Source organism: Staphylococcus sp. GW823-FHT05F06, assembly GCF_058795495.1.
On the sequence record NZ_JBXAHW010000001.1, the window covers coordinates 130,748 to 143,218 of the forward strand.

Annotated in this window: 16 protein-coding genes and 1 pseudogene; 3 read left to right on the plus strand and 14 right to left on the minus strand. The window is 31.7% G+C overall.

Annotation, left to right across the window (positions count from 1 at the left end; translation table 11 throughout):
* Positions 1 to 10 precede the first annotated feature (10 nt).
* Complete coding sequence (locus AC1Q7N_RS00620; protein WP_001829481.1) at positions 11 to 208, minus strand: hypothetical protein; 198 nt, start codon at positions 206 to 208, stop codon at positions 11 to 13.
* A 313-nt stretch (positions 209 to 521) separates the two neighbouring features.
* On the opposite strand from AC1Q7N_RS00620, the gene AC1Q7N_RS00625 reads away from it, so the two are divergent.
* Together AC1Q7N_RS00625 and AC1Q7N_RS00630 are read left to right on the plus strand one after the other, a co-directional pair.
* Entirely contained in the window at positions 522 to 1,547 is a 1,026-nt protein-coding gene (locus AC1Q7N_RS00625; protein WP_002456217.1) for a threonine aldolase family protein, read from the plus strand.
* A gap of 69 nt (positions 1,548 to 1,616) precedes the next feature.
* Positions 1,617 to 2,300: an Ltp family lipoprotein gene (locus AC1Q7N_RS00630; RefSeq protein WP_002456548.1), complete on the plus strand. Its 684-nt coding sequence runs from the start codon at positions 1,617 to 1,619 to the stop codon at positions 2,298 to 2,300.
* 250 nt (positions 2,301 to 2,550) lie between these two features.
* On the opposite strand, the gene AC1Q7N_RS00635 is transcribed toward AC1Q7N_RS00630, so the two are convergent.
* The 10 genes and pseudogenes from AC1Q7N_RS00635 to hflX all read right to left on the minus strand — a co-directional run bounded on the left by AC1Q7N_RS00635 (position 2,551) and on the right by hflX (position 9,462).
* Positions 2,551 to 2,934, minus strand: coding sequence for a DUF4355 domain-containing protein (locus tag AC1Q7N_RS00635; RefSeq protein WP_002468913.1), 384 nt, complete (start codon positions 2,932 to 2,934; stop codon positions 2,551 to 2,553).
* Positions 2,931 to 3,098 (minus strand): hypothetical protein, encoded by a 168-nt coding sequence (locus tag AC1Q7N_RS00640; RefSeq protein WP_002456550.1) that lies wholly within the window; start codon positions 3,096 to 3,098, stop codon positions 2,931 to 2,933. Before AC1Q7N_RS00640 ends, AC1Q7N_RS00635 begins: the two co-directional genes overlap by 4 nt.
* Positions 3,086 to 3,182 (minus strand): annotated as a pseudogene (locus tag AC1Q7N_RS00645) (hypothetical protein); the annotation flags it as partial. The gene AC1Q7N_RS00640 and the pseudogene AC1Q7N_RS00645, both read right to left, overlap by 13 nt.
* A 76-nt stretch (positions 3,183 to 3,258) precedes the next feature.
* Positions 3,259 to 3,453 carry a hypothetical protein gene (locus tag AC1Q7N_RS00650; protein WP_002456551.1) on the minus strand — a complete coding sequence of 65 codons (195 nt, stop codon included), beginning with the start codon at positions 3,451 to 3,453 and terminating at the stop codon, positions 3,259 to 3,261.
* A gap of 1 nt (position 3,454) precedes the next feature.
* The gene (locus tag AC1Q7N_RS00655) at positions 3,455 to 3,808 is read right to left on the minus strand and encodes a polymorphic toxin type 50 domain-containing protein (protein WP_002456552.1); all 354 of its coding nucleotides are present in this window, start codon (positions 3,806 to 3,808) and stop codon (positions 3,455 to 3,457) included.
* Positions 3,809 to 3,850: 42 nt separating this feature from the next.
* Positions 3,851 to 4,456 carry a minor capsid protein gene (locus AC1Q7N_RS00660; RefSeq protein ID WP_002495457.1) on the minus strand — a complete coding sequence of 202 codons (606 nt, stop codon included), beginning with the start codon at positions 4,454 to 4,456 and terminating at the stop codon, positions 3,851 to 3,853.
* A 305-nt stretch (positions 4,457 to 4,761) separates the two neighbouring features.
* Entirely contained in the window at positions 4,762 to 6,102 is a 1,341-nt protein-coding gene (gene glnA, locus AC1Q7N_RS00665; protein ID WP_001829492.1) for a type I glutamate--ammonia ligase, read from the minus strand.
* A gap of 18 nt (positions 6,103 to 6,120) precedes the next feature.
* Entirely contained in the window at positions 6,121 to 6,486 is a 366-nt protein-coding gene (locus tag AC1Q7N_RS00670) for a MerR family transcriptional regulator (RefSeq protein ID WP_001829488.1), read from the minus strand.
* A 480-nt stretch (positions 6,487 to 6,966) separates the two neighbouring features.
* Entirely contained in the window at positions 6,967 to 8,205 is a 1,239-nt protein-coding gene (locus AC1Q7N_RS00675) for a methionine gamma-lyase family protein (protein ID WP_002456554.1), read from the minus strand.
* A 15-nt stretch (positions 8,206 to 8,220) separates the two neighbouring features.
* Positions 8,221 to 9,462: a GTPase HflX gene (gene hflX, locus AC1Q7N_RS00680; RefSeq protein WP_002456218.1), complete on the minus strand. Its 1,242-nt coding sequence runs from the start codon at positions 9,460 to 9,462 to the stop codon at positions 8,221 to 8,223.
* Between the two features lie 109 nt (positions 9,463 to 9,571).
* Here hflX and AC1Q7N_RS00685 point away from each other — a divergent pair, with 109 nt between their 5' ends.
* Positions 9,572 to 10,048, plus strand: a complete 477-nt coding sequence (locus AC1Q7N_RS00685) for a glutathione peroxidase (protein ID WP_002456556.1) — start codon at positions 9,572 to 9,574, stop codon at positions 10,046 to 10,048.
* 221 nt (positions 10,049 to 10,269) lie between these two features.
* On the opposite strand, the gene hfq is transcribed toward AC1Q7N_RS00685, so the two are convergent.
* From hfq to AC1Q7N_RS00700, 3 genes are read right to left on the minus strand one after another with little or no spacing between them, the layout of a single operon-like run.
* A complete protein-coding gene (gene hfq / locus AC1Q7N_RS00690; RefSeq protein ID WP_001829517.1) occupies positions 10,270 to 10,509 on the minus strand; it encodes an RNA chaperone Hfq in 240 nt (79 codons plus the stop codon).
* Complete coding sequence (gene miaA / locus AC1Q7N_RS00695; RefSeq protein ID WP_002439583.1) at positions 10,463 to 11,461, minus strand: tRNA (adenosine(37)-N6)-dimethylallyltransferase MiaA; 999 nt, start codon at positions 11,459 to 11,461, stop codon at positions 10,463 to 10,465. The genes hfq and miaA overlap by 47 nt, the downstream gene beginning before the upstream one ends.
* Before the next feature lie 11 nt (positions 11,462 to 11,472).
* The gene (locus AC1Q7N_RS00700) at positions 11,473 to 12,399 is read right to left on the minus strand and encodes an alpha/beta hydrolase (protein WP_002456557.1); all 927 of its coding nucleotides are present in this window, start codon (positions 12,397 to 12,399) and stop codon (positions 11,473 to 11,475) included.
* Between the last annotated feature and the right edge of the window lie 72 nt (positions 12,400 to 12,471).

Sequence of the window (12,471 nt, forward strand, 5' to 3'; positions counted from 1 at the left end):
ATTTACTGAACTATGCTTCCGTTACCAATGTTAAAATAGCATTAAAGTCCTCGTCATTATGCGGAAATGCACGTTCTTCGATTTGTTTAATAGTAATGTTTAATAATTTGTAACCATTACCCTCTTGAGACTTTAAAAACGAATTAACACTTTTCTCTAAGCTCTCCAGTGTTTCCTCAGTTAAAGTTTTAAATTTTATTTGTTGCATAAATCCCATACCCCTTTCATTATATTGATTAAATCATAGAACTTTTCATACAAAATTTCAATTAATTTAGAGAAATTATCTTTTATAAATCAAACGTTCATTATCTTGAACAGAATATATTTTAATTTAAATGGTATTGATGTATAATAAATTACATTCGATTGAATATTCAGAAATTTTATTAGTCTAGATTCACATCAATGTCTTTATTGCTCCTCTTTTAATTGATTGAAATCTTTTCTAATTGAGAGCAAATCAACACTTTTCATCGAATAAATTAATAAATATCGATTTAACATTGGAGGGAACGCTTGTGATTTCATTTGAAAATGATTATTTAGAAGGTGCACATGAAAAAGTTTTAAATCGATTAGTAGAGACAAATCGAATACAAGCTGCTGGATATGGCTTCGATGACTTTTCGGCACAAGCTGCAGATAAAATTAGACAACGTATTGACTGTCCAGATGCTACCATTCGTTTTTTAGTAGGTGGTACGCAAACCAATCAAGTAGTTATTAACTCAATGCTTGATAGTTATGAAGGTGTTATATCCGCTGATACAGGACATGTGGCAGTCCATGAAGGTGGTGCGATAGAATTCAGTGGACATAAAGTTCTAACCATACCCTCCCAAGAAGGTAAGATTACTGCTCAAGACGTTGAGAATTATATAGAAACTTTTGAAAGTGATTTTAAAAAAGAACACATGGTGTATCCAGGGATGGTTTATATTTCACATCCAACCGAATATGGAACTTTATACACGAAAGAAGAATTACAATCTTTATCTAGAGTTTGCCGTAGACATCAGATTCCACTATTTATGGATGGTGCACGTTTAGGCTATGGCCTTATGAGCAATCAAACTAATGTAACTATCGAAGATGTTGCAAAATACTGTGATGTGTTTTACATAGGAGGTACTAAGATTGGAGCACTTTGTGGTGAAGCAATTGTCTTCACTAAACAAAATGAACCTAAAAACTTCACTACAATTATAAAACATCATGGTGCTTTATTAGCAAAAGGCCGTCTAACTGGTGTTCAATTTTTAGAATTATTCACTGATGATTTATATTTTGATATAAGTCGACATGCTATTAAAATGGCTGAAAAGGTAAAAAAAGGATTTATAGATAAAGGATATCAAGTCTATTTTGATTCACCAACCAATCAACAATTTTTTATTTTAAGCAACGATAAAATTGAAGAACTAAAACAAAAGGTAAAATTCGCAGTTTGGGAGAAATACGATAATCAACATCGTGTAGTTCGCTTCGCAACAAGTTGGGCCACAACTGAAGAAAATGTTAATCAACTACTTGAACTAATATAAAATACAAAATGAAGTTATAAAAACTGTATCACTACAGGCAGCTAAGAATGTAGTCAGGAGGACTATGCTATGCAACAAGAACGACAATCGTGGTACCAAAAATCTTGGTTTATTATTCTCACATTGCTATTTATTTTTCCATTAGGTCTCTTTCTAATGTGGAGGTATGCGCATTGGAAGAATTGGTTAAAATTGACTGTTTCATCAGTCTATATTATTAGTTTAGTTTTAACACTTTTATTTCAAGTTAGTCTATTAAATGAGAATAAAACAAATCAAATAGAACATGCATCAACTATGAAAGAAAAGTCTAATATAAATAATGTAAAAACAACTAAAAATAAAAATATGGAAAAATCAACGCAGACAGACAAACAAAACTCTGTGAACTTAAAGCAAAACACAAAAGATCAAAATAATAACGCAAATGATGAAGCAGCTTCTCCAACTAGCGAACAAAATGCAGCTATAGCACAAGCAAAGTCATATGCAAATACATTACCTATCTCTAAGAAAAGTTTATACAAACAATTAACTTCGGAATACGGAGAGAAATATCCGGCAGACATAGCACAGTATGCTGTTGACCATATCAGTGTAGATTATAAAATGAATGCACTGAGATTAGCAAAAAGTTACGTAAAAAATATAAACATTTCTAATCAAGCGTTATATGATCAACTCGTTTCAGAAAATGGAGAAGGATTTACTCCTGAAGAAGCACAATATGCAATGAATCATTTAGATAGGTAATCATTAAGAAAGAGTTTTAACATTAAAGGTTTGTTTTCTTAGTTGAAAGCAAACCTTTAATATATTCGTATAAATATAATCTTTATAGACTGTAAATTCAGTTATTATAAAATTTTATAGTTACAATTACTTTCAATCTTTTAAAATGTCATCGATATAGAGAAAATTCTCCACCTAGTAGGTTAAACTCAATTTTCTATTTAATTTTTATAAAGTAGAATGTTAAAAATTGAGAATTTAGTACATTTGTTTATAGACATTTTCTCCCTGAAACAAGATAATCTGATTCTTCATCTTTTGTCATTTTATTTGATTGAGTGCTTACTGGTGAGTCTTGTCTTAATGCTTTTTCAACATTTGATTTTACCATTTGATTAAGTAAGTTAGTAAATGATTCAACATTTTTCCTTGTTTTTTCAGCATCAGTATTTACTAATATATTAACAATTTGATCATCGAAGTTTTCTAAACCTGACTCATTAAGCATTGAACGAGTCTCATTCTTCATTTGAGATAAAGCTTTTTCTGCTTTTAGTTCTTCATTTTCTTTTAACAGCTTTTCCAACTCATATTGATTCTTTTGGTCTTTATTCATCTTGGCTAGTTTTTCAGCTTCTTGAATTGCATCTTTCATACGTTATTCAGATTTCTTTTTTTTCTAGCTAAACGATCCTTAATCATTTGAGATACTTCTTCTTGAGAGAATGTTTTCTCTTTTTGTTGCGTTTGTTCATAAGTTGTTTCTAAATTATCATTGTGTTTCGTTTCTTCAGTAATATTACTTTGATTGTTCTCCATGAGATATACCTCCGTTTATAGTCTGTCGACTGCGTATTCCATACTTGCTTTTATAACGTCATCAGCACGTTTTGGACATAAAAAATAACCTTCCGTAGAAGGTTAAAAAAGCTTATAAAAATAGCACCACTTTCTATTTATCTATGCAGAAAGGATGCTACTAAGATATTAATTTTATACTTTTTATTTCCGATTCATCAATTGAATATATTCCTAAATCTGTCTCTAAATCCAGGGAATAGTTTCCAGTATCACTTTCTAATGGGTTTTCATAATCAAACACAAAACCTTTAAACTTTTCATTATTTTTAAGTGTGACAATAACATTTTTACGATAAGCATCTTTAATTAACATTTTATTTCTCCTTACTTATAAAAGGTATTATATGAGAGTCTGTTTTTGAATAATGCACTTTACCAAATGTAGTCTCAATATATTTTCCATCTATAAATGCTTTTCCTATAATCCTCTCAAAATTTATTACTTTTTTATGGTTAAAACCGTTTTTATTTATTAAGATTTTACCAGAAGTTGAGTACTGTTGTACTAATCTATTTAATTCATTGATAGATAACGTAGTATAACTTGGTAATCTTTCATTATTTTTTAATGCAAAATTTTTATTTTTCAAATATAAACTATGATTTAAGGAATGTCTATTTTGTTTTTCAGGATTTATATCTAATTTTATTTTACCACTACGTATCACATCAGGAATTTCTTTTTTGCTTTTTCTTGTATTTTTTTCTTTTTATGATTCTTTATTCTCTGTCTGATACTTACCTTTACGCTCAGTAAAGAATCTATCTCGCCAATTGCCCACATGTGTTACTGTAGTACTTCTACACCAAGGGTGCATAGGTGGAGCATTAACTCCAGGCATCATATCTTTAACTTTAAATACTTTGCCATTTAAAGAGTGACATATTTTAGATGTTTTCTTGTCGATTTTGGCCACGTATTTATATTCGCCATCTTCACCTAAATCTTTAAGATAAGTTAACTTCTGTGATTCAGCCTGCACACATGCTGATTCAGTAACTAACAATCTACTTGCATTATATGTTGTGGTATTTGTTTGCTTTTTAAACTTAGCTACGTACTCATTAGGATGTCTCCCTCTAAGTAATACATTACTCGTTGTTTTTTCTACTTCTTTTTGAACTACAGCCATATCTTGACATAATCTTGTAGACCAGTTCACACCTTTAAAGTTACTGTTAACAACCGCTTTTACTTCAGTGTCATCAATTTTCACATGTTCACCAAGTATATGTGCTTGTCTTTCAACTTCTCTATCAACCAACTTATTTTCTATTTCATCATGAATGTCTAAAGCGGAGTCTTTGACTATCAAATCTAATTGCTGCTTTAATAGCTTTTCTCTAGATACTTTCATAGACAAATTATAAAGTTTAAGTGCTTTGTTTGCCTCATCACAAGATTTCTTCAGTACATTTCACTAAATTGAATCATTGATGGCTTGTTGATTTATTTAAGTTTTGTCGATAAAAAGTACATTAAGATTACATTTTAATGCATTCGACCAAATACTTTACTCATTATAAAATGATTAACAAAATATAGCTGTAAAAAAAGAAGCTAAGGCAAAATGCCTTAACTCCTTACCCCTATTAGGTTTCCCCTGAAATTGTTTAGCGCTTAGTATTGCTTAATATACTGTTCTCTTTCCCATTCGGATACTTGAGTTCTATAGTAATCCCATTCAATCGATTTTGAGTTAATAAATTGATTGTAAATATGATTACCTAATGCGTTTTTAATTGATTTATTTTCACGCATTGCTTTTAACGCAGTGTATAAAGTTGAAGGTAAGTCTTGGATACCAACCGCTTCTCGTTCTTCACGATTCATTTCGTAGATATTTTGGTTTACAGGTTCTGGAACCTCAAGTTTATTCTCAATTCCATCTAACCCTGCTTCTAAGATTGCTGCTAATGCCATGTACGGGTTAGCTGCAGGGTCAACTGAGCGTACTTCAATACGAGTTGATAGACCTCTAGATGTTGGAACACGTACTAAAGGTGAACGGTTTTTACCACTCCATGCAATATAACATGGTGCTTCGTAACCTGGTACAAGACGTTTATATGAGTTGACAATTGGATTACATACTGCAGTGAATCCTCTAGCGTTTTTAAGGACACCAGCTGTAAATTGATATGCAGTATCAGTCAATTGTAAATCACCTTCAGGATCAAAGAACGCATTCTCTTTTCCTTTAAATAGTGATACGTTGAAGTGCATACCACTACCGTTTACACCAAATAATGGTTTTGGCATAAATGTTGCATGTAAATTATGCTTACGTGCAATTGTTTTAACAACTAGTTTAAATGTTTGGATATTATCACATGCTGTAACGGCATCTGCATATTTAAAGTCAATTTCATGTTGACCTGGCGCTACTTCATGGTGGCTTGCTTCAATGTCAAAGCCCATATCTTCTAATTCTAAAACGATGTCACGGCGACAATTTTCACCTAAATCTGTAGGAGCTAAATCGAAATAACCACCATCATCGTTTAATTCTAATGTAGGTTCGCCTTTTTCGTCTAATTTAAATAAGAAAAATTCTGGTTCAGGCCCTAGATTAAAATCAGTAAAGCCCATATCTTCCATTCTTCTTAATACACGCTTCAAGTTAGCTCGTGGATCACCTTCAAATGGTGTACCATCTGTTTTAAATACATCACAGATTAGTCGTGCAACTTTTCCTTGTCCAGCAGTCCAAGGGAAGATAACCCAAGTATCTAAATCAGGATGTAAATACATATCTGATTCTTCGATACGAACGAAACCTTCAATAGATGAACCATCAAACATCATTTCATTATCTAATACTTTTTCTAATTGACTTACTGGAACTTCAACATTTTTAATAGTCCCTAAAATATCAGTGAATTGTAATCTTAAATATCTTACGTTTTCTTCTTCAGCAAATTTACGAATATCATCTTTTGTAAAACTACGTTTTGGCATGGTATAAATCCTCCAATTTCATTTAATAAATCGAGATAAATCGCCGCGATTTATTGGTAATGTTTCACTACGTGGTTTCTGCGTTGCGTCAACAATCATTCTCTTTCTTGTCTCTTGTTCATCAGTAGTTAAATGCCCTTGCTCATCGAATATAATTTGTTTAATACCTCTAATATTAAATCCCTTTTCGATAAGAGACTTTATTTCTAACAACCTCTCTAAATCGTTCATAGAAAATAATCTCTTATTTCCATCTGTTCTTTCAGGCATCACAAGTTCATGTGTTTCATAGTAACGAATTTGTCTTGGTGATAAATCTGTCAATTTACTAACCACACTCATAGAGAAAACGGCCATGTTTCGTCTGATTGAATCATTAGACATTACTTGAACCTCTCCTCTACTTTTGAACTTGTTATTAATTTAGCATAGTTTTACTTTAATTACAAAATTATGTAAGGTTTTCTGACATAAACCCTCTAAACCTTATTATATCAATGTTTAGTTATTAGTAATTAATTAAAATTAGAAATGAAAATGGCTTATGACACAAAATTTTTTATAATTTTCAGACATTTTATAATGTTTGAAATAAAAAGAGATTGCTTTTCAAAGTATAACTAAGCTTAAAAACTTTTATCTTAGGCGTAACAACTCTAAGAATAAGGCTAGAACATGGTCCATTCTCTCTATACCTATTACTTTTGGGGAGTCGAAAATCTTATCTAAAACAAACTCCTTATAACATCGTTATCATTTATATCATATTTCCTTGATGTTTTAATGAATTATACGAGAATGCTTTTATTCTATATTCTTATATTGAGCCCAACCTTTTATACTTTGATCTCAATCTCTTAAAAATTATAGTAAATTGTTTTCTTGCATATGTTGCACCGCACGTGTAACAGCTAATTTGACATGTTCATAAGTTAAACCACCTTGAACATATGCTTCATAAGGCGGACGTATAGGTCCGTCTGCGGATAATTCAATAGACGAGCCCTGAATAAATGTACCTGCAGCCATGATGACATCATCTTCGTATCCAGGCATATAGCTAGGTTCTGGACTAAAATGTGCGTTAATTGGTGAAGCGTGTTGTATACTTTGGCAAAATGAAATCATTTGCTCTTTGGTCTCAAATTGAACCGTTTGAATTAAGTCTGTACGATAAACATTATATTTAGGGGAGGTCTTCATGTTTATTTTTTCTAATAACAAACTAGTAAACAGTGCACCTTTTAAACTTTGGCTAACCACATGTGGCGCTAGAAAGAATCCTTGATACATTTCTTGTAAAGAATTAAGTGAGGCTCCTGCTTCCTTACCAATGCCTGGTGCTGTTAAACGATAACCACAGCGTTCAATTAAGTCTTGTCTACCAGCAATATATCCTCCAATTTTAGCTAAACCTCCACCTGGATTTTTAATTAATGATCCGGCGATTAAATCAGCACCTACTTCAATCGGTTCTTTATCTTCTACAAATTCTCCATAACAATTATCAACAAAAATAATGATATTGGGATAAACCTCTTTAATAGATGTTATTGCTTGTTCAATTTCATTAATTGTAATTGATGGACGTTGATCATATCCTTTTGATCGTTGAATTGCTACAACTTTTGTATTGTCATTAATTGCAGTGATGACTTTAGGAATATCAATTCGACCGTCACGTAATTCGACTTCATTATAGCGAACACCATATTCTTTAAGACTTTCAACACCATTGCCATTTATACCAATGACTTCTAGAAGTGTATCATATGGACTACCTGTAATATAAAGTAGTTCATCATTGTTTTTTAACGTACTTTGTAAAGCTAAAGTAATAGCATGAGTACCTGAAATAATTTGAGGTCTTACAAGTGCGTCATCTGCTTTAAATGTGTGCGCATAAATTTGTTCTAAATGGTCTCTCCCAAAATCATCATATCCATAACCCGTAGACCCCTGTAAATCACTTTCGCTAGCTTTAACATGGTGAAAAGCATTTAAGACCTTTTCCTGATTAAATAATGCACGCTTTTCAATTTTTCTAAAGTAAGGAATAAGTGTGTTTTCAACTTCTTCAACTAAATTGCTAAAATCTTGCATAATCTGTCTTCCTTTTTATAATTTTTTAAATCCTTTGATACGATAAGATGCTTGTGTTTCGTCAAATATTAATTCAGTAACAAGCGTGTGTTGTTTAAGAAAATATAATCTATCTGCATCAGCACTATCTACAATTTCTTCGTATGGGCTGAGACTATTTTTTATTTCTTGAATTACTAAATTTTTCACCTTTTGTTTATCATTTTCATCACGACTAGATACAAAAACATGCGCAGATTTAGATACAGGTACATCCATCTGTTCGTTACATAAGTCTTTTTTATTAAAAATAACTACTTGTGGAATATGGTCCATATCTAAATCATTAATAATTTGATTTACAGTGTCAATTTGAGTACGGTATTCCGAATGACTTGCATCGACGACATGCATAAGTACGTCTGCACCTTTAGCTTCTTCTAGTGTAGATTTAAACGCAGCCACCAATGTCGTTGGTAATTTCTGAATAAATCCTACCGTATCAGAAATAATTAAATTAAATCCTTCATTCACTTGTATTTGTCGTGTTTTGGGATCTAATGTTGCAAACAAAATATTTTTTTCATAGGTCTCCTCATTAGCTAAAACATTAAACCATGACGATTTTCCTGCATTTGTATAACCAACTAAAGCGATTTGAAAAACTTGATTTTGTTCACGTTTATTTCTATATCTTTCCCGATGATCCACGACCGTTTTTAATTGATGTTTAATCTCATTCATACGTGTTCTAATATGGCGACGATCCATTTCTAATTTTGTTTCACCTGGGCCTCTTGTTCCTATGCCACCACCAAGACGAGATAGGCTTTTACCATGACCATGTAGTCTTGGTAACAAATAATCGAGTTGTGCAAGTTCTACTTGTAGCTTTCCCTCTCTACTTCTCGCTCGCAACGCGAATATCTCTAAAATTAATTGGGTTCTATCGATGATTTTAATGCCCAAATTATCATTTAACGTTTTAGACTGTGCCGTCGTTAATTCATCGTTGGTTACGACAACATCTATATCATGGAATTCTATGAAAGATTTTATTTCATCGATTTTTCCTTTTCCAACATAATATTTATGGTCAAATTGCTCTCTATTTTGAGTGATTTGTCCTTTAACATTAAGTTGGCAAGTTTGTGATAAAGCATCGAGCTCTTCCATAGTAGATTCAAAATTAAATTGACGATCCGTTTGAGCATGTACACCGATTAATACAGCAGTTTCTCGTTTATTTTTTGTTTTATAAGTCGCATGCTGTGTCACGTTATACATCTCCTTTTAAAAGTTACTCAAGACATTTTATCATAGAGTGTGAACAAAGACTAACTACACAAATTGTGTTAAATTAGATGTATATCGAAAGGGTGATAAAATGGAAAGTATTTATGATTTTGTTGTACAAAAAAACAATGGTGAAAGTTATAAATTAGAGCAGTATAAGGGTGACGTTATGCTTATTGTCAACACTGCTAGCGAATGTGGTTTTACACCTCAATTCGAAGGTTTACAGAAGTTATATGATGAGTATAAGGATCAAGGATTTATTATTTTAGGATTTCCATGTAACCAATTTGGCGGTCAAGAACCAGGATCGGGAGAAGAAGCTGCTCAAAATTGCAAAATTAACTATGGTGTGACTTTCCCTATTCATGAAAAAGTTGATGTTAAAGGTGATAATCAACATCCATTATTTCACTTTTTAACAAACGCTGCTAAAGGTATGATAAACGAAAAAATCAAATGGAATTTCACTAAATTCCTAATCGACCGTGAAGGTAATGTGATTAAACGTTTCTCCCCTCAAAAGAAACCGGAACAAATTAAGACTGAAATTGAAAAATTACTATAATAAATTTTAACAAGAAAATGCTTCATCTAATGTTTTTGAACTGAATTAATGAATTCAATATTTACATTAGATGAAGCATTTTTTATTACAAACATTCCTTGGTTTGTGTTAAAGTGCTACGTTTAAAACATGTGCTTCAATATTTAATAACATTCTTAAATAAGTCGAAATCTGACTTCTATTGAGGTGATGCATTATGAATGCACTTTGATTACAACTTTTTATTCTTCACTATTCACTTCAGTTGCTTCAGACGATTCATTATCTACAGTGAAAGTGCTGATCGCATGTTTGTAAATCAGATGTTGCTTACCCTGAGAATTTAAACTTACAACATATTTGTCATAATTTTCAACGACACCTTTCATTTGAAAGCCATTTAAAAAGAAAATTGTGACTTCAGTTTTTTCCGATTTAAAGTTCTCTAGTGCTTGGTCTTGGATGTTTTCGTTTGCAATCATGGTTAGAACTCCTTTTATTTATTTGGGTTGTAATCTCATCTAACATCATTTGAAGTGACATCCTTTCTTTATTTAACCAATGAACATTCATTTTATTTTTAAACCAAGTCAACTGTCTTTTAGCATATTGTCGAGAATGCTGTTTTAATTTCTCTACAGCATTTTCCATGCTTATATTTCCCTTAATAACGGGTACAAGCTCTTTATACCCAATGGCTTGCATACTTTGACTCGCTTCAAAACCTTGTTCAACGAGATGTTGCACTTCATTAAATAATCCGTGGCCCAACATAATATCAACACGTTTATTTATTCTTAAATATAATGTTTCACGCGACATTTCAATCCCTATTAATAATGTATCATAATTTTCAGTAAATTGTTGCACTTTCTTGCGAGAACTTAAAAGTTTTTTTGTTTTCAAATAATATTCTATTGCTCGCAACACTCTTTTTCTGTTATTAGGATGTATATCCTTGGCTGATTCTTTGTCGAATGAAGCTAAATATTCGTGGAGCTTATTATTATTTAGATGCTCAAGTTCTTTTAACTTTAATTTAACTTGTTTCATTTTATCTTCAGATATGGATTCATCTTCAAAAGCATAGTTGTATAAGAGAGATTGTATATATAGTCCTGTTCCTCCTGCTATAATAGGCACCTTGCCTCTTCTAGTAATATCTTTAATATATTTTTCTGCCCTTTTTTTAAATTCATATGCAGAAAAGGAAGCATCTGGAGGCAAAATATCTATCATATAATGTGGTATACCTTCCATTTCTTCAGTTGTAACTTTTGCTGTACCAATATCCATTCCTTGATAGACCTGCATTGAATCTCCGCTAATAATTTCTCCATTAAATTTTTTAGCAACTTCAATACTTAACTCAGTTTTACCTGAAGCAGTTGGACCTACAATAACGATTAAAAAAGGCTTTGTCATTTCAGTCATTTAAGATTCACTCACTTTTGTTTTTTCAAAATTTGCTTTTCCATCCATTCAAACATGTGTTGCCATGTTTTCAAATAATCTTCTTCAAATAATATTTCATGACGCTTATGTTTATATAGTTGTACTGTTATATGTTTAATACCTGCTCTTTTATATAATCTAGCTAAATGCTTTATACCTTTACCATATTCACCAAAAGGATCATCTTTCCCAGAAATAAATAGTATAGGTAGTTCTTTGTCCATTCTTTTTAGTTGTTGTCGTTCTACTGTCTTCATCATGGTCTTTAAAGTTTGATAAATGAGCTGATTAGATACTTTGAATCCACAAAATTCATCTTCCACAAATTTATCAACTTCATCCTGACGTGTAGAAATCCAATCACTATCTGTTCGAGGTTGAGTGATTTTTTTATTGAAAGTTTTATTCAATAATTGATTCACCCACTTGAGTCGACGTCGTTTCCCAAAAATAAATGTAACTAACTTCATTGCTAAACGTATTGGTACACCTTTCCACTTGGGGAACATACCTGTTCCTGTAAGAATTAAACCTTGAGCAATGTCAGGATACTTTTCAACAAATGATCTAGCAATAATGGAGCCCATTGAATGACCTATGATAATATAGGGTACATTGAGCTCTTCAAGATATAATGTCTCAATAATTTCATAAGCATCATCTACAATTTGATTCATGCTATTAAAATGACCACGTTCATTCTCATCTATTTCTTTACCATGTCCACGGTGATTATGTCTAACAACGTCATAACCTTGTGTATTTAAAGCCTCAACTAACTCTTGATAACGGTCCATATGTTCAGCCATGCCATGGAAAAGATGAACAATACCAATAGTACTCTTTTTTGCTTTATCAATTTTCACCTCTAACATTGTTCCATCTTCAACTGTTATTTTAAAATGACTTTGACTCACAACATCTGCCCCTATTCCTTTTTTTATTTGTTATGTCATTTATAGTACATCTACCTATATCATATTTAATAT